19 protein-coding genes are annotated in these 15637 nt (G+C 64.4%); 4 read left to right on the top strand and 15 right to left on the bottom strand.

Translation table 11 applies throughout. From position 1 onward, the window contains the following. The first annotated feature begins 1 nt into the window (after position 1). The 4 genes from J5474_RS00545 to J5474_RS00560 are packed head-to-tail and all read left to right on the top strand — an operon-like array spanning position 2 to position 3320. A complete protein-coding gene (locus tag J5474_RS00545) occupies positions 2-382 on the top strand; it encodes a VOC family protein (protein WP_209358399.1) in 381 nt (126 codons plus the stop codon). Next, the gene (locus J5474_RS00550; RefSeq protein WP_209358400.1) at positions 382-1758 is read left to right on the top strand and encodes a pyruvate dehydrogenase complex E1 component subunit beta; all 1377 of its coding nucleotides are present in this window, start codon (positions 382-384) and stop codon (positions 1756-1758) included. Before J5474_RS00545 ends, J5474_RS00550 begins: the two co-directional genes overlap by 1 nt. 11 nt (positions 1759-1769) lie before the next feature. Continuing rightward, positions 1770-2012, top strand: a complete 243-nt coding sequence (locus tag J5474_RS00555) for a hypothetical protein (RefSeq protein WP_209358401.1) — start codon at positions 1770-1772, stop codon at positions 2010-2012. Between the two features lie 3 nt (positions 2013-2015). Then, positions 2016-3320, top strand: coding sequence for a pyruvate dehydrogenase complex dihydrolipoamide acetyltransferase (locus J5474_RS00560; RefSeq protein ID WP_209358402.1), 1305 nt, complete (start codon positions 2016-2018; stop codon positions 3318-3320). A gap of 94 nt (positions 3321-3414) precedes the next feature. On the opposite strand, the gene cysE is transcribed toward J5474_RS00560, so the two are convergent. The 15 genes from cysE to J5474_RS00635 all read right to left on the bottom strand — a co-directional run bounded on the left by cysE (position 3415) and on the right by J5474_RS00635 (position 15620). After that, positions 3415-4233, bottom strand: coding sequence for a serine O-acetyltransferase (gene cysE, locus J5474_RS00565; protein WP_209358403.1), 819 nt, complete (start codon positions 4231-4233; stop codon positions 3415-3417). Between the two features lie 170 nt (positions 4234-4403). Then, on the bottom strand, positions 4404-4772 hold the full coding sequence (locus J5474_RS00570; protein WP_209358404.1) for a DUF7742 family protein: 369 nt from the start codon (positions 4770-4772) through the stop codon (positions 4404-4406). Then, positions 4769-8719, bottom strand: a complete 3951-nt coding sequence (locus J5474_RS00575; RefSeq protein ID WP_209358405.1) for a baseplate multidomain protein megatron — start codon at positions 8717-8719, stop codon at positions 4769-4771. The genes J5474_RS00570 and J5474_RS00575 overlap by 4 nt, the downstream gene beginning before the upstream one ends. Further along, positions 8719-9153 (bottom strand): NlpC/P60 family protein, encoded by a 435-nt coding sequence (locus J5474_RS00580; protein WP_209358406.1) that lies wholly within the window; start codon positions 9151-9153, stop codon positions 8719-8721. The genes J5474_RS00575 and J5474_RS00580 overlap by 1 nt, the downstream gene beginning before the upstream one ends. Continuing rightward, positions 9150-10034, bottom strand: coding sequence for a DUF2163 domain-containing protein (locus tag J5474_RS00585; RefSeq protein ID WP_209358407.1), 885 nt, complete (start codon positions 10032-10034; stop codon positions 9150-9152). The genes J5474_RS00580 and J5474_RS00585 overlap by 4 nt, the downstream gene beginning before the upstream one ends. After that, the gene (locus J5474_RS00590) at positions 10034-10666 is read right to left on the bottom strand and encodes a DUF2460 domain-containing protein (RefSeq protein ID WP_209358408.1); all 633 of its coding nucleotides are present in this window, start codon (positions 10664-10666) and stop codon (positions 10034-10036) included. The genes J5474_RS00585 and J5474_RS00590 overlap by 1 nt, the downstream gene beginning before the upstream one ends. A gap of 17 nt (positions 10667-10683) precedes the next feature. Further along, on the bottom strand, positions 10684-11343 hold the full coding sequence (locus tag J5474_RS00595; RefSeq protein WP_209358409.1) for a phage tail tape measure protein: 660 nt from the start codon (positions 11341-11343) through the stop codon (positions 10684-10686). A 6-nt stretch (positions 11344-11349) separates the two neighbouring features. Further along, the gene (locus J5474_RS00600) at positions 11350-11565 is read right to left on the bottom strand and encodes a rcc01693 family protein (protein ID WP_209358410.1); all 216 of its coding nucleotides are present in this window, start codon (positions 11563-11565) and stop codon (positions 11350-11352) included. Next, positions 11552-11884, bottom strand: coding sequence for a gene transfer agent family protein (locus tag J5474_RS00605; protein ID WP_209358411.1), 333 nt, complete (start codon positions 11882-11884; stop codon positions 11552-11554). The genes J5474_RS00600 and J5474_RS00605 overlap by 14 nt, the downstream gene beginning before the upstream one ends. Further along, on the bottom strand, positions 11884-12306 hold the full coding sequence (locus J5474_RS00610) for a phage major tail protein, TP901-1 family (RefSeq protein WP_209358412.1): 423 nt from the start codon (positions 12304-12306) through the stop codon (positions 11884-11886). Before J5474_RS00610 ends, J5474_RS00605 begins: the two co-directional genes overlap by 1 nt. Positions 12307-12350: 44 nt before the next feature. Next, the gene (locus tag J5474_RS00615) at positions 12351-12767 is read right to left on the bottom strand and encodes a DUF3168 domain-containing protein (protein WP_209358413.1); all 417 of its coding nucleotides are present in this window, start codon (positions 12765-12767) and stop codon (positions 12351-12353) included. Further along, complete coding sequence (locus J5474_RS00620; RefSeq protein ID WP_209358414.1) at positions 12764-13099, bottom strand: head-tail adaptor protein; 336 nt, start codon at positions 13097-13099, stop codon at positions 12764-12766. Before J5474_RS00620 ends, J5474_RS00615 begins: the two co-directional genes overlap by 4 nt. Further along, a complete protein-coding gene (locus J5474_RS00625) occupies positions 13096-13686 on the bottom strand; it encodes a head-tail connector protein (protein ID WP_209358415.1) in 591 nt (196 codons plus the stop codon). The genes J5474_RS00620 and J5474_RS00625 overlap by 4 nt, the downstream gene beginning before the upstream one ends. 176 nt (positions 13687-13862) lie before the next feature. Next, positions 13863-15044, bottom strand: coding sequence for a phage major capsid protein (locus tag J5474_RS00630; RefSeq protein WP_209358416.1), 1182 nt, complete (start codon positions 15042-15044; stop codon positions 13863-13865). Positions 15045-15071: 27 nt separating this feature from the next. Further along, positions 15072-15620 (bottom strand): HK97 family phage prohead protease, encoded by a 549-nt coding sequence (locus tag J5474_RS00635; RefSeq protein WP_209358417.1) that lies wholly within the window; start codon positions 15618-15620, stop codon positions 15072-15074. Between the last annotated feature and the right edge of the window lie 17 nt (positions 15621-15637).

Genomic DNA, 15637 nt, shown 5'->3' on the forward strand with positions numbered 1-15637 from the left:
CATGGGCCGCCCGGTTCACTTCGAAATTCACGGCACCGACCCGGAGAAGCTGGTCGCCTTTTACGGCGACCTCTTCGGCTGGACCTTTCAGCGCCACGGGCAGGAGGACTACTGGCTCGCCTCTACCGGCGACGGTCCCGGCATCGACGGGGCGATCACCACGCGCCGCGGCCCCCCGCCCGCCGCAGGGGGCCCGGTGTCCGGTGCGACCATCGTGATGGAGGTGCAGGACATCGACGCGGCCTGGGGCCGCGGTCTTCACCTCGGCGGCAAGTCGGCGATGGAAAAGATGCCGGTCCCGGGCGTCGGTTGGGCGGCCTACCAGATCGACCCGGACGGCAACGTCTTCGGCATCTTTCAAAACGACGAGGAGGCGCAGTGATGGCGACCGAAATCCTGATGCCCGCGCTGTCCCCCACGATGGAGGAAGGTACGCTGGCCAAGTGGCTGGTGAAGGAAGGCGACACGGTCCAGTCGGGCGACGTGATCGCGGAGATCGAGACCGACAAGGCGACGATGGAATTCGAGGCTGTCGACGAAGGAATCGTCGGGCGCCTCCTTATCGCCGAGGGCACGGAGGGTGTGGCGGTGAACACGCCCATAGCAGTGTTGGTGGAAGATGGCGAGCGCGTGGAAGACGCGACGCCCTCCGGCCCGGCGCAGCAGCCCGCCCCGGCGGACAAGACCCTGACCTCTGAAAGCGCGCCGGCGGCGGCTGTGCAGCACCCCGAACCGGTCGCGGTTAAGGTTGTATCGGACTGGCCGGATGGCACAAAGGTGAAATCGCAGACCGTGCGCGAAGCCCTGCGTGACGCCATGGCGGAAGAGATGCGCGCCAACCCGGACGTCTTCCTGATGGGCGAAGAGGTCGGCGAATACCAGGGCGCCTACAAGATCAGCCAGGGACTGCTGGACGAATTTGGGTCGAAGCGGGTGATAGATACGCCCATTACGGAGCACGGCTTTGCCGGAATCGGGGTCGGCGCGGCGTTTGGCGGGCTCCGGCCGGTTGTGGAGTTCATGACCTTCAACTTCGCCATGCAGGCCATCGACCAAATCATCAACTCGGCGGCCAAGACGCTTTATATGTCGGGCGGGCAGATGGGTTGCCCCATCGTCTTCCGAGGCCCGAACGGGGCAGCGGCGCGGGTGGGCGCGCAGCACAGTCAGGATTACGCCGCGTGGTACGCGCATATTCCGGGGCTGAAGGTCTGCATGCCCTACTCCGCCTCGGACGCGAAGGGCCTGCTGAAGAGCGCGATCCGCGATCCGAACCCGGTGGTGTTCCTCGAAAACGAGATCCTCTACGGGCGCTCCTTCGAGGTGCCGGTGATGGACGACTTCACGGTGCCTTTCGGCAAGGCCCGCGTCTGGCGCGAGGGTACGGACGTGACGTTGGTGTCCTTCGGCATCGGCATGACCTACGCACTGGACGCGGCCGACAAGCTGGCCGGGGACGGCATAAGCGCGGAGGTCATCGACCTGCGCACACTGCGCCCGCTGGATACCGCGACGGTCATCGCCTCCGTGCAGAAGACCAACCGCTGCGTGACCATTGAAGAGGGTTTCCCGGTGGGCGCCATCGGCAACCACATCTCGGCAGTGCTGATGACGGAGGCCTTCGACTATCTCGATGCGCCGGTCGTCAACCTGACGGGAAAGGACGTACCGATGCCCTACGCGGCCAATCTGGAGAAACACGCGCTGGTGACCACCGCTGAGGTGGTCCAGGCGGCGAAACAAGTCTGCTATCGCTGAGGGGGCGCACCATGGCTGAAGAGATCGAGATCCTGGGCTACGACCATCGCGGCCTTTCCGTAGGCATGGGCCCGCACGTGGCACTGGTTCCAGAAGCGTTGTTGGCGTCCGAGATGATGGAAGTCACGCAGGACGGGGCGGAGCAATGGGCCAGCGCACAGCGTTCCGAGCTGGTGGCGGCCATCACGGCGTTGGTCAAGGGCGCTGTGCCGCCGGCCCCCTTCGATGGCGTGACCCTGCAAGCGGAGGGCTGAGCGATGCCGATTGAGATCCAGATGCCGGCGCTGTCGCCAACCATGGAGGAAGGCACGCTGGCGAAATGGCTGGTGAAGGAGGGCGACGCGGTAGCCTCCGGCGACGTGCTGGCCGAGATCGAGACCGACAAGGCGACGATGGAGTTCGAGGCTGTCGACGAAGGCGTGATCGTAAAGATCACTGTGGCCGAAGGCACGGCTGACGTAAAGGTGGGTACGGTGATCGCCGTATTGCTGGAGGAAGGTGAGTCCCCCTCCGATCAGGAACCCGTTTCCGGTACGCCGGAGGGGGCTGTACCGAAGTCGGAAGCGGCGGCAACGCCTTCCGTGGCTCCTCCCCCGGCGCCGGCAGCGGCGGTGTCATCGGCTGCGGATAGGACAAACGGGGGCCGGGTCTTCGCCTCCCCGCTGGCGCGCCGGATCGCCGCACAAAAGGGCATCGAGCTCGCACAGATCAAGGGCTCCGGCCCGCGCGGGCGCATCGTGAAAGCGGACGTGGAAGCGGCCAAACCAAGTGGCGCCCCCGGCGAGGCAAAAGCTGTGACGGCTCCGGCGGCAGCAACCCCGGCTATAAAGCCAGTCGATGCAGGTGCCGTGGCTGCTCTCTACCAAGGGCGGGACTACGTGGAGGTCCCGCTTGACGGCATGCGCCGCACCATCGCTGCGCGCCTCGCCGAAGCCAAGCAGACCATCCCGCATTTCTATCTGCGTCGGGACATTCGGCTTGACGCTCTGATGGCCTTTCGCGCGCAACTGAACGCGCAGTTGGAGGCACGCGGAGTGAAGCTGTCGGTCAACGATTTCATCATCAAGGCCTGCGCGCTGGCGTTGCAGCAGGTGCCCAAGGCCAATGCCGTCTGGGCAGGCGACCGCATCCTGCAGCTGACGCCGTCAGATGTGGCAGTGGCCGTGGCGATCGAAGGCGGACTCTTTACCCCCGTGCTGAAGGACGCGCAGGTGAAGACACTTTCGGCGCTGTCGTCGGAAATGAAAGACCTTGCCGCGCGAGCGAAAGAGCGCAAGCTGGCCCCGCACGAGTACCAGGGCGGCAGCTTTGCCATATCCAACCTCGGCATGTTCGGGATCGAGAACTTCGACGCCGTGATCAACCCGCCGCACGGCGCGATCCTTGCCGTCGGAGCCGGGGTGAAGAAGCCGGTGGTGGCCGAGGACGGTGCCGTCGAGGTGGCGACGGTCATGTCGGTGACGCTCTCGGTCGATCACCGGGTGATCGACGGCGCGCTGGGAGCGCAATTGCTGACGGCGATCAAGGAGAACCTCGAGACCCCGTTGGCCATGTTGGCCTGACGGGCCTGATGTACCGATAGCAATACCCCGGAAGCCAGTCGGGCTTCCGGCGCGATTAATCGAAGGGAAATCAGTCGCACGCGGCCGGGATGCATCACATCCCCAGAGTGTCCCCGCGCAAGAGCTGGTCCATCTCCATGGAGGGCTGGTCGCAGCCCGCCTCTCCGACGATCTTCGCGGGCACGCCCGCAACGGTTGTGCAGGGCGGCACTTCTTTCAGGACCACCGAACCGGCTGCGATACGCGAGCAGTGGCCGACGTGGATGTTGCCCAGAACCTTCGCCCCGGCGCCAATCAGGACGTTGTCGCCGATCTTCGGGTGGCGGTCGGCGTCTTCCTTGCCGGTACCGCCAAGGGTGACCGAGTGCAGCATGGAGACGTTGTTGCCCACAACGGCGGTCTCGCCGATGACTATGGAATGGGCGTGGTCGATCATGATGCCGCGCCCGATCCGGGCAGCGGGGTGGATGTCGACGCCGAACTCCTCGGACGATCGCGTCTGGAAGAAATAAGACAGGTCGCGGCGCCCTTCGGTCCAGAGCCAATGCGCCACGCGGTAGGCCTGGATCGCTTGGAAGCCCTTGAAGAACAGGAGAGGCTGCAGGTAGCGGTGGCACGCGGGATCGCGTTCGTAGGTGGCGACGATGTCAGCGCGCGCCGCTTGGGCCAGTTCCGGCTCCGAGCCGTAGGCCTCGTCGCAGATCTCGCGCAGGATCTGTTCCGACATTTCCTGGTTGGCGAGCTTCAACGACACACGGTACGAAAGCGCGCGCTCGATGCTGGGGTGGTGCAGAATGGAGTAATGTACCATGCCACCCAGCAGCGGCTCCGCAGCCACGGCTTCCTGAGCCTCGTGCATGATCTGCGCCCAGACCGGGTCCACCTCGGCGAGTTTAGCGCGTCTTTCGGCCATGCCGCATCCTCCTGTCATCGCATCAGGATAGCAGATAGACTATCTGCAGCGAAACGCAAATCCGTGACGGGGCGAATTGCGGATATGGATGTGTGGGCCATGAACCAATGACGGGCAGGATTCCTCGACCGGCTGGCGGAGACGGACGGTGCAGGCCGACACCCGCAGGCTCAGAAGTTGGGGATGGTCCGGCGGGACGCAGGCTCCCTAGGTTTCAGGGCCGTGATTTCCGGGGTGCGCTTGTGGCTAGAAGCGCCGGTGTTGCGGTGCCCCGCAAGCAGTGCGTCGAGCACAAAAAACTGGCATTCGAGGTATTCAGCAGTTATTTGCGGAGCCCGGGCGCAGGGTCGTGCCAGCGCCGCCGCCATTAGTGTGCCATCACCCCATAAGGCATGCGCCCGGCCATGACGCTTGCGGTAGGCGTCGGCGGCGCAGGCCTCCGCGATGATGCGGCGGATGAGGGGGCCACGCCCCTCTGGCGGCAGGAGCATCAGAACCCGCGCCGCCACGTCTATATCACCGTGAAGGAGTGGCCTCATTGTGCGACTACGAGCCGGGCAAACGGCCCCGGCCCGTAGCGGGAGGAAACCTGTGCCACCGCGACGGTGAAGGCCGATTGCCCGTCCTGCGCCTGATGCATTGCCGTGTATGTCCATGCGGGCGCGGTGGTCTGCACTTCACGGATGGTGGTTTCACCGTCGAGGATACGCAGGATGTAGCCCTCGCTATCCTCGCCCAGTGGCACCTCATAATTGTCCCAACTGTCGCCGTCGATGCGCGTCCTGCGAACCCAGCTGAAGTCAAGGCCGCTCCCGTTGGCCTTCATTGCGAGGTGCGCCGGGCGGTAGGGCCGCAACCCGTTGCCGTCAAAGGCCAATACTTCGTGCCGATAGGTCGGGTCATCGTAGGAACGTTTCGCCGGGCCTATGCGCCAATTGCGCGTTACACGGCGTAGTCCGGGAGCGAGCGACACCTGTTGTGGCGCGCCGTTCATAAGAACGACGTAGGAACCAATCGGCCATTCGTCCGGCATGACCCCGTCAGACCCTGCCTGCCCGCGCAGACGATGGTCCAACTGCCAGATATTTTCTGCCATAAGCGTTGCGTCGCGAAACTGGAATAGCTCCCAGTTTCCCGGTGTACCGTCCCCGATCGCCATCAGGTTTCCCCCAGACAGAAACGCCGCATCCGTGATCGAAGACAGAGTGCCCGAGGCCAGCCGCACCTGCAGCGGTGCGCCCGGATCGACCGTACCGGCGCGTGCGCGCGGCAGCGCCGTCTCGGTCACACCGACAACAGTGCGGCCAGAAACAAGCGTGTTCAGGGTGTAATCGGCATCTTCCGCCGCGTCGTAGGCCGCTACGGCCCCTGGCCAGGGTTGCGCCGTGACCGCGAGGTGCGGGGCGTGCTCGACCTCGGCCCCGGTCATCATCGGCAAATCCAGAAACAGGGGTGTGACGGGTATGGCCGGTACGAAGGGGCGCAGCAATGAGTCATTTTCTGTGTAGGAGGACGGCTCGTAGACGTCCGGGACGATGCGCACGGCGTCGATCAACTGGTGTTCCATCACCTCGACCCGGTCAATGCGCGCCAGCACCGGCCCCGATTTCGAGGGCAAACGTACGATATCCCCCGCGCCCAGCGCGAGCTGCGATGGCGGGAGAGCAAACCGCATGGTGTCTCGCGCCACGCGCGCCTCCGCCAGCCAGCGCTCTGCAGTTTGCCGTCCCTCGGATCGCGTGAGTGCCAGGGCCAGATCAGTATCCGAGACCGCGTGCGTCGCCTCATCGGGCAGCACCGCCTCTTCGGTCGCGGCCCGGTGGTCGCCATCGGCCAGCAGGAATCCAACCCGCACGCGGCCCGCCATCTCGGCTTCGCCTGCGCGGATTTCCTCTAGATCGCCCGCGAGGTCTTCCGAGACCGCAAATACGCTGCTATCCAGATCGACCGGATTTGCCCCGTTGCGCATACGGAAGATCAGCGTTCCATCCCTCTCGATTGCATCGAAGGCATAGGCAAGCATGAGCGGCTGTAGGGCGCGGCGAGCATCAGCCACGTCCGGCACCACATAGCCGCGCACGAAGCCATGCAGGCCGCTCGTGTCAATCTGCGACAGCCCGACGCGGTGGCATATCTCGGCTACGACGGAGGACAGAAGCCGCCCCGAGACGCGCCCGTTCAGCCAATGCCCGGCACGGTAGTTCGCACCGTCCGACCAGATTGCGGTATTGCCCGGGAACCATGGGTAGGGCCGCGCATCCCACGCCCAGACAAAGGCGCGGCTCATGTCGAGCATTGGGCCTTCGTAGACCTCCGAGACTGGATTGTTCGCGGGATCTGCCCAGTAGCCGAGCATTGCGCGCAAATACTGGCGCTGGATCGTCTCGTCGCGCAGACCGTTGGAATAAAACGGGAGGTACGACTCCGACGACTTCGGGTCGAGGAACTTGTTTGGTTGATTGGAACCCTTGTTCACGGCGGCGCAACCCAGTTCGGTGAACCAGATCGGTTTCGACTCCGGCGCCCAATCCGTGGGCAACTCCTGTCTGATACCGCCGATGCGTTCATGATGGCGGTTGTGCCACCAGTTGCGGACATCCTTCACGCGCCAGACCCATGGCTCTGCGTGTGTCTCGTCAGTGATCGGCAAACGCACCTGCGCCTCCCGCCCTTCGGGACTGTCGTAGTACCAGTCGTAACCCTCGCCGCCCTCGATATTGGCCCTCAGGTAATTGACACTGTGGACATCGCCCCACGCGCTGTCGGCGTGATCCTCTTCGTCCCGCCAGTCGGAGAGCGGCATATAGTTATCGATGCCGATGAAATCGATCTCAGGATCGGACCACAACGGGTCGAGATTGAAATAGACGTCGCCCGAGCCATCCTGGGGGTGATAGCCGAAGTATTCTGTCCAGTCCGCTGCATAGCCGATCTTCACTTCTGGCCCGAGGATCAGGCGACATTGTGCTGCCAGCGACTTCAGCGCGTGAACAGCCGGAAAGCCTGAAGCGCCGCGGACCTGGGTCAGCCCGCGCAACTCGGAGCCGATGCAGAAGGAGTCTACGCCTCCGGCGGCGGCGCAGAGTGCCGCCTGATGCAAAACAAAGCGGTTGTAGCGCCATTCGGGAGGACCGATGTAGGTAACAGCGCCGGACACGATGTTGAAATCACTGGCCTGCGCAGCGCCGAAGAAAGCCATGACCTCGTCATCGGCGGCACCGGTGTGATCTGGCGATCCTGATCGACCGGGGGCCACAGACAGCGTGATGCGCCCGCGCCACGGCAGCGCGGGCTGGTCGGTTGCGTCGCTCCACGGGTCGGGCAGCCCGTTTCCCGCCACCTGGTCCATCAGGATAAATGGATAGTACATAACCGACTGACCATTCGCCTTTAGACGGGCGATGGCCTGCAGGACGGACTGATCGGTGGGCGTGCCACCGTAGACCGGGCGACCTGCCTGCTGATGCACCAGATCCGCCGCGGATCGCGTCAGGCCGCTGACTGTCCAGGGCATTCGCGCCTCATGGGTTTTCTGTTCCGCCTTGGGTTTGATTTCGCAGTCCCCGGCGCGCAGATCATTCCCGAACCAGCTTACGATCAGCGACGTGGCGGCGCAGGCGGGCGCCTCCTCTGTCAGTTGCCGCAGTGACGTGTTGAAGTCCGGCTCTTCGGAGGGCGAATTCACGTTTGCGACGGCCACGCCTCCCGGGCCGGAGCCAAAGAGTGACTCCTTAGCCGCGTAATCCCAGTAGACGGGCTCCGTCGCCAGCGCGTATTCGCCGGAACCGGGGATCATGGCGACGGCCTGCAGCAACGCAGGTACGTCATCGGAACCCGGTTCGGGCCGCGTCACCTCAAAGCTGAACTGCGGCACACGGTTGCCGAAGCGCGCGAGGTCGAGATCCTCAATCACCACGTAGGCAGTGCCCCGGTAGGCCGGTACTGTGCCAACGCCCTCCACCGCCTCGATCTTCGGATCGGGCAGTTGTGTGTGGGAGCCGGTGTAGACCCGCATGGTCAGGTCGCTTACAGGGATCTCAGCCCCGTCTGCCCATACACGACCAACCGAGCTGATCTCCCCCTCGCAGAGGGCCATCGCAAGGCTGACGGTGTAGCTGTAGTTTCGGGTGGTCACGCTCGGCCGTGCGGGCGCCCCCTTGCCACCGCCGCCGGAGGTAGTTTCCTGAACACGTTCCATGAACTCGGTCGCCCAGATCACCTGCGCGCCAACCCGCATCCGGCCATAGATCTGCGCAACCGGCTGGCCCTCTCCCGCACCGGTGACACGAAAACGGTCGACGCGGCCAGTCTCCACCACGTCGGAGCCCTGCCCCATGACGCGCTGGTTCATCAGCCGATTGTCGATTGTCCGTCCAAAGGCTGCACCGACGAAGCGGCCCGCCGCCAAGGCGGGCAACCCCATCACGGAGCCGCCGATCGAAGAACCGATCGCCGCACCTGCGGCAGAAAGAAGTATCGTCGCCATCACTCAATCTCCGTTGGAAAGGCGAAACGGGCCACGACCCGCCGCGCCCATGCAGCCGTCAGCGCGCTCTCGATCACGCCGTGGCCCGTGTAGGCATGGATGAAGGTGGCAACTGCGCCGGTCTCCGTCTGAAAGCCCACGTGCTTGGCCACCGCACCTTCGCGCATCCGGAACAGCAGCACGTCGCCGGGGGCGGCATCGCCCAGCGCCTTCGCGCGCAGGTGGTCGCGACCCGCCCGCCAAAGCCGTTCGTCGCCCTCAGGTTCCGACCAGTCCCGCGAATAGGGCGGCACGTCTTCCGGTTCAGCGCCGACGATCTCTCTCCATACGCCTCGCAAGAGCCCTAGGCAGTCACACCCCGCCCCCCGGACAGAGGCCTGATGCACATAGGGCGTACCAATCCAGCGCCGCGCCGTGGCGACCACCCGGCTCACCTCCGGCTCCCCCCATTCAGCACCTTGGCCTTGGTAGGCTGGACCGTGATCCAGTCTTCCTCCGGCACATCCGGGAAGCCTTGGAAATTCATCACGTTGTTGAACTTGAGCCGACAAGTCTCGAACCGCTTGTCGCAACCCGCCTCCAGCCGCACCATTTCCCCGGCCTGAACCATGGCCCGCAGCGGCTCCCAAACCTCGATCACGCGATTGCCATCTGCACGATGATGATCGCGCTTAATCATCACAGAAAGGCCCTCGGCCTCTCCTGAGAGTATCTTCAGTCGTCCGCGTTGAAACCAGCCTGGATCAAAACCGTCCAGCGCTCCGCACAGGAAAACCCGGGATTCCTCGACGCCTTCCAGGGCGCCTTCGTGGGCGTAACCGCCCGTGTCGAGATCGAAGCCGCAGTCGGCGTCTCCCAGCACGGCCGTGCAGGGCTTCTGATAGACCCGGCCGACAGGTCGGTTCAGCGCCTCCGACAGACCACGCAACTCGGCGTGAAAGGCTCCCTCCCCCCTGCGCACCTCGCCGATATGGCCGCGGAACAGGATGCGCCGCGCCGTGGCGTCCTTCCAGTTCACCAGCCACGCTACCACCTCGGCCCCGTCGAACCGGCCCGCCGCGATGTCGCCCTCGCCGATTGCTGAATCGGAAAGCGCTCCCATGGCCTCCGTGTTGTCCACCGAGAGCCCGGTTGATTGCGCCAGCGCGCGCGCCGACAGCCCCGTCTCCGCCTTGAAGGTCACACCGTCAAAGGAAATGTCCCTGTCATGGTCGGTAAAACCGAAGACCGTCCCATCCCTGCGTGTCACCACCCAAGCGCGGCAAACCGTCGTGACGCCCGTCCCGAGATGCGCATGAAGCTCTGCCTGCCCCATCAGATCCGCACCTCCACCACTGGCACGTCGGGCACCTGCCCCGCCCGGAAGGACGAAACGGAGACGTTGATCCGGTCGGTATCGAAGCGCACCGGAACGTCGAATTCGAACCCGGCAGAGATTTCCACCCCGATCATCGGAGCTTCCATGAAAGTGATGATCCCCGTCGCGGTGTCGATTTCGAAATGAACACCCTCGTACAGGTCGTCCCCTTGTACCGCTGCCACCACCGTGCCCGATACAGGCTTCGTGATGGGACGCGCGTATGCCGCGTCGCCTGAGCGGTAAGTCTTGATCAGCTGAAAGCTCGTGGTGACTCCGTCGCCGTGGGCGATCACCTTATCGGTGCTGGAGACTGTCGCCGAGGGCACGCAGGATTTGTAGTCCGCCCAGTCCTTCCAGCGAAAGCCAAACAGCTGCCCCTGCCGCGCCTCGAAGAATTCGATCATCGCCGAAACGTCATCAAGCGAACGCAACCCCAGTCCCGCATCATAGCGACGGCGCGAATGCGCCCAAGGGGTGTTGCGCTCTTCAAAGCCGCTCGTCAGCGTCACGATATCCGTGCGCCGTTCCGGCCCCCCGACAGAACCAAAGCTCAGGTCCGCCGGAAATCTCACTTCATGAAAGGCCATGGTTCCCTCCGTCCAGTTTACCGATTGCGCGCGCCGCGGCCGAGCGCCTGGCTCATGCGCGCGGCGATCTGGCTCTGGCTGCGCTGGAAGCTGCGTGCATCGGGCGTGTGGATGTTCATCACGATGGAAACCGGCGGTGCACCTCCAGCGGCCCGCACGCCCAGCTTTCCATCAGTTCCCCGCGTCAACGGCATGATCGCCTCCGGCCCCGCCTCACCCATGAGACCGGTACCGCCGCGCATCGGGAAATAGGTGGGCCGAGAGACCACGCCGCCGTTTGCGAAGGGCATTACCCGGCCTTGGGTGAAAGTGCCCCCCTTGGCAAAGGGCGAGAAATCACCGAAGATGGACGACACGCCTGCTGCAAGGAATCCACCCACATTGTTCGCCATCGGCTTTACCGCCGCACGCCATGCTGCATCCACCATGGACTTCGCCAGCACGCCCATGGCATCCGACAGTTTCATCCCGTCCAGCACCACGCCGTCGATCGCTTTCGCCACCCCGCTGGACAGGGTGCCCTGCAGTCGAACCGCGCTGCGGCCCGTGTCCGAGAAGGTCGTGTTGATCCGCCTCATTTCGGCATCAAAAGCTGCGGCCATCCCGGCAGCCTTACCGAGGCTCTGCTCCAGGCCGCCTGCCTCTTCGCTCAGGTTCTCGATTTCGAAATCGCTCATCGCTCGTCACTCCTGTTCGGACATCCTGAGTTCAGGTTCGGAACTGTCAGGGAAGGCCGCCATCAATTCATCCAGCCGCCCGCGCCCGAGCGGTCGCGAACCCGATTCTGCACCCAGCAGCAACTGCAGTTCGGCCGGGGTCAACAGCCAGAACTCCCAGGGCTTCAGACCCAGACCGCGCATTCCCGCACGTATCAGCTCAGGCCAGTCAAACCGCTGCATCGCGTCCCTCGGGCAGCATGAAGGCCCGGGCCAGCAGTTCCGCCGCGGCGCGGGCTGCCCCCATGGGACCACCCTCTATCTCGGCTGAGAGCAGGTCCGACGCACCTCCCTGCCAACCGCCCCCGCGCAGCCCCGCCACGATCAGCGCCAGCACGTCCCGCGTACCGAAGCCGCCGCCCTCAAAACGCTGTACCAAGTCGATCAACGACCCCGTTTCCAGCTTCGCCTCCAGTTCCGCCAACGCACCCAGCGTCAGGCGCATGACATGGCGCTCGCCATCGATGACCAGCGCCACGTCCCCCCGCCACGGATTCGCCATCACGCCACCGGCTGTGCCGTGAAGGACAGTTCCCCCGCCGAGGCCAGCGCGACCTCGTAGGTGGCTTCGCCGTCGTGGCTGCCCGCGTACTCGATGGACGTCAGCTGAAACTTGCCCTCCACGGTGCCGAAATCAGGAATGATCACCTGAAAGTCCGGCGTCTCCCCGGCAAAGAAAATCTGTCGCGCGCGTTCATCGGTGGTGTCGTCCTTGAATACGCCCGAGCCGCTGATGTTAGCGGACTTCACGCCCGCTCCCGCCAGCAGTTCGCGCCAGCCGTTCTGGCTTTCCAGTGTCGTCACGTCGACGCTTTCGGCGTTAAAGCTGATACGGGAGGCGCGTAGCCCCGCCATCGTCTGGAACGTGCCGGTGCCGGTCATGTCCACCTTGATCAAGAGATCTTTGCCGTTCTGAGCAGCCATCTGTATCACTCCGTTCTAAATGCGTTCAGTCCAAACGGCGCACCTCAGGGCGCGACCGTATCCTCCACACGCGCGCGAAAGGTTAGGTCGATCCTGCGCCGTCCATCTGTTTCCAGTCCGGCCCTCGCTCGCAGAAACCACAAGCCCACCAGGACACCGCGGCCCAGCGCCACATCAGCGCCATGCAGCACGTCGCTGATCGCGCCTGCCGCATTCTTTGCGTCCAGGAATCCAGCGCTCTCGGTGACGACGGAAACCTCGAATTCGTGCCATGCGCCGTAGGCGGTCTTGTCCCCGGCCTCACGCACCCGCTCCGGGCCCAGCGCGACATAGAGGCCCGGCATTGAACCTGCCGGGGGACGATCAAAAATTGCCGCCCCCACCAACGCGCCAAGCGCGGCATCCGCCTGCAACAGGCCGTAGACCGCTGTCTGCAGGGAGGCAGAGACTGCGTAAGTCATGGCGAAACCTCCTCTGTGCAAATGCAGCGCAAATAAAGTGCGCTCGGCTCTTCCTCAGTGACGGCCTCGATACTTAAGACCCGGCCTTGCATCACGAATCGCTGCCCAGCCGAGGGGCGGTTCGAATGTCCCACAGGTGCGCCGCGCACCCAGACAGTGAAACCGCTCACGGAGATAGCGCCGACATCCCCCGGACCCAGCCGCCCTGAACGCGGGTCCACCCGGCCCCAGAGCGTACCCAGCGCGGCCCATGTACGGGTATGGCCCCCCGCGCCGTCGGGTACGTCCTGCGGCGCCTCCAGCACCAACCTGTGATTTAGCGCCATGCTCATGCACCCAACCCCATGCGAACCGGTTGATAGCGCGCCAGCAGGCTGGTGACACCGAACGGCATGCAGCCTTGGCTCAGCACGGTTTCGTCGCGGTACTCGTAGTAGTGCGCAGCCAGAAGAAGTACCGCCTGCTGCAGGTCAGCAGGGACGGCGTCGAACTGCACGCCGTATCCCGCCTGAAAGCGTATCTCGATTGCGCCACGGGACGGCACCGTGGGGAACGTGCCCAGCGCCTTCAGGCTTGGTACGAAGTTGTCCTTCACGAGGCGGTACTGCGCAGCGTCCACCGTCTGCCCCGCGCCGAAGGCATCCACCAGCGTCACTTCTGTGATCGAGGCAACTGGCGCCACCGGCAGTGTCTGAGTGTCTCGCTCCTGCCAGTCCAGAAAGCTCACTACAAAGCTGCGCTGGATCAATGCTTTCGACGTCCGCGCCTCGACCGCCGCCAGCGCTGCGCGCAGAAAGGAAGCCAGAACGCCATCCTGGAGGTCTGTTTCCGTAAAACCACTGCCAAGCCTCAGTTGGTCCTTCAGCCGCGCCACCGGAAGAGCCGCCTCCGCCACCTGTGTTTCTTCCACCAACATCATTGTCTCTTCTCCGAAATCCTCGACCCAGACAGGCCCGTTCTTTGCCAACTGTCAGCCTCAGGCAGGGTGGGCGCGCGCCGCCCTTCGTTGCTCGGGCGGAGGGGAAGCTGGACAACCCGGGACCACGCGCGCCCGTCAGGAGGCAGCGTTCTGCCGCCCCCTGGTCCGATCGGCGCTTACGAGGCCGCGCAGCGCATCAGCTTGATTGCGGCATAGTCGCTGACGCCGCCACCCAAGCGCTTGGAAGCGTAGAACAGCACGTGCGGCTTGGCCGAGAACGGGTCGCGCAGGACGCGGATGTCGGGGCGCTCCGCAATGGTATAACCCGCGCCGAAATCACCGAAGGCGATCGGATAGGCGTCCGCCGCGATGTCGGGCATGTTCTCGGCGATCAGCACCTTGTAGCCCAGCAGGCGGGCAGGCTCCGACGCGGCGAGGCCATCGGCCCACAGATGGCGGCCGTCGGCATCCTTCAGCTTGCGCAGCGCACCGGCTGTTTTCGAGTTCATCACGAAGGTACCGTTCGGGCGATAGCGCGCGTCGAGCGAATAGACCAGGTCGATCAGCGCATCACCATCACCCACGCCCGCGGCAGCACCGGACGCGATGTAGCCAAGCGAGCCCCAGTTCCAGACGCCGTTGGCAACGATGTTCCCGGTAAGAAATCCGGTGGGCTTGTCGACGCCGTCACCGCTGACGAAGGCCGCAGCCTCGGCCCGGATGAACTTGTCGGCGATTCGCCCGGCCAACCATGCCTCCACATCGAAAGCGGAATCGTCCAGCAGGCGCTGCGAAACCTTCGGCATCGCGTTCAGTTCATAAAGCGGGATCGAGATGCGCTCGATCGTGGGTGTCGCGGTCTCCGCCGCAGTCGCGGTTTCCGCCGCCCAGCCTGCGCCGGTATCGTTGCGGTCGATCAGTACGTCGAAGGCAGCGGCCTCCACGTTCACCACGTTGGAAATGGCCCGGATCGAAACAAGGCTCTCCAGCTTGGAGCGGATCAGAGCCGATGTCTGCGGGTCCACGAGGTAGCCGCCGTCGGCATTCACAGCCGTGGACATGGCCTTGCCTTCCAGTTCCAGGCCGCGCAGCCCATCGTCGTCGCCGGAGCGCAGGTAGGCGTCCAGCGCCTTCTGGTGGGGGGCCTCGACCTCGGTACGAGTCGAGAGGGTCGGGCGTTTCGCCAAGGCGGTCTTGTGATCAAGCATGGTCAGTCGCTCTTCCTGTTTTGCAAGCTTTTGTTCCAGATCGGCCGCGAGGGCCTTGTAGTCCCCGATCAGTCCCGCCATCGCGGCACTCACCCGGGCGACCGGAGACACATCTTCCCCGGTCCGAGACTTGGTCTCGGTGTTGCTCATCCTGATTTCCCTCATGAGTGGCGCGCGTCAGACGCCCGCCAGGTTCCGGCGCAGCCCCTCGAGGGACTCCGCCAACTCACGCAGGGCGCTGTCATCGGCGGACAACTCGTCCCCTTTCGACGCAACCCGCGCACTGGACAGCATCGGGAAGGTCACCAGCGACACCTCCCAAAGCTCCAGTTCAGCCAGAAGCCGCTGGCCCCTGTCATTCTTCGTGGACTTCAGCGTGCGGTAGCCGATTGACAACCCGTCTATGGCGCCCGCCTCGATCAGGGCGGCAGCCTCCCGGCCCTTCGCAACACTATTCAGCAGACGACCCTTCACATAGAGGCCGCGCTCATCCTCGCGCACCACGTCCCAGACCCCGATGGGCTGCGCCGGATCGTGCTGCCACAGCATCTTCACCACGCGCCCGTCCTCGGTCAGACGTTTCAGCGATCGTGCGTAGGCGCCTCGCGCCACCACATCGCCGCCCTGGTCGATCTTGCCAAAGAGCGAGGCATAGCCCTCGATCTTCATACCCTCGACCACGGTCACCTCCGCGTCGAAGCGACAGAACTTGTGTTCCAGATCCATTGCGTTTCTCCTCTGCA

Source organism: Sagittula salina (assembly GCF_017813235.1).
In the GTDB taxonomy this organism is placed as follows: Bacteria; Pseudomonadota; Alphaproteobacteria; order Rhodobacterales; family Rhodobacteraceae; genus Sagittula; species Sagittula salina.

Coding starts and splice junctions, on each gene's coding strand:
- J5474_RS00575 (WP_209358405.1), bottom strand. CDS start 8,719: ATGGCGACGATACTTCTTTCTGCCGCAGGTGCGGCGATCGGTTCTTCG.
- J5474_RS00555 (WP_209358401.1), top strand. CDS start 1,770: ATGGCTGAAGAGATCGAGATCCTGGGCTACGACCATCGCGGCCTTTCC.
- J5474_RS00560 (WP_209358402.1), top strand. CDS start 2,016: ATGCCGATTGAGATCCAGATGCCGGCGCTGTCGCCAACCATGGAGGAA.
- J5474_RS00590 (WP_209358408.1), bottom strand. CDS start 10,666: ATGGCCTTTCATGAAGTGAGATTTCCGGCGGACCTGAGCTTTGGTTCT.
- J5474_RS00605 (WP_209358411.1), bottom strand. CDS start 11,884: ATGGCGAATCCGTGGCGGGGGGACGTGGCGCTGGTCATCGATGGCGAG.
- J5474_RS00635 (WP_209358417.1), bottom strand. CDS start 15,620: ATGGATCTGGAACACAAGTTCTGTCGCTTCGACGCGGAGGTGACCGTG.
- J5474_RS00600 (WP_209358410.1), bottom strand. CDS start 11,565: ATGCAGCGGTTTGACTGGCCTGAGCTGATACGTGCGGGAATGCGCGGT.
- J5474_RS00550 (WP_209358400.1), top strand. CDS start 382: ATGGCGACCGAAATCCTGATGCCCGCGCTGTCCCCCACGATGGAGGAA.
- J5474_RS00615 (WP_209358413.1), bottom strand. CDS start 12,767: ATGACTTACGCAGTCTCTGCCTCCCTGCAGACAGCGGTCTACGGCCTG.
- J5474_RS00610 (WP_209358412.1), bottom strand. CDS start 12,306: ATGGCTGCTCAGAACGGCAAAGATCTCTTGATCAAGGTGGACATGACC.
- J5474_RS00595 (WP_209358409.1), bottom strand. CDS start 11,343: ATGAGCGATTTCGAAATCGAGAACCTGAGCGAAGAGGCAGGCGGCCTG.
- J5474_RS00620 (WP_209358414.1), bottom strand. CDS start 13,099: ATGAGCATGGCGCTAAATCACAGGTTGGTGCTGGAGGCGCCGCAGGAC.
- J5474_RS00545 (WP_209358399.1), top strand. CDS start 2: ATGGGCCGCCCGGTTCACTTCGAAATTCACGGCACCGACCCGGAGAAG.
- J5474_RS00625 (WP_209358415.1), bottom strand. CDS start 13,686: ATGATGTTGGTGGAAGAAACACAGGTGGCGGAGGCGGCTCTTCCGGTG.
- J5474_RS00570 (WP_209358404.1), bottom strand. CDS start 4,772: ATGAGGCCACTCCTTCACGGTGATATAGACGTGGCGGCGCGGGTTCTG.
- J5474_RS00585 (WP_209358407.1), bottom strand. CDS start 10,034: ATGGGGCAGGCAGAGCTTCATGCGCATCTCGGGACGGGCGTCACGACG.
- cysE (WP_209358403.1), bottom strand. CDS start 4,233: ATGGCCGAAAGACGCGCTAAACTCGCCGAGGTGGACCCGGTCTGGGCG.
- J5474_RS00630 (WP_209358416.1), bottom strand. CDS start 15,044: ATGAGCAACACCGAGACCAAGTCTCGGACCGGGGAAGATGTGTCTCCG.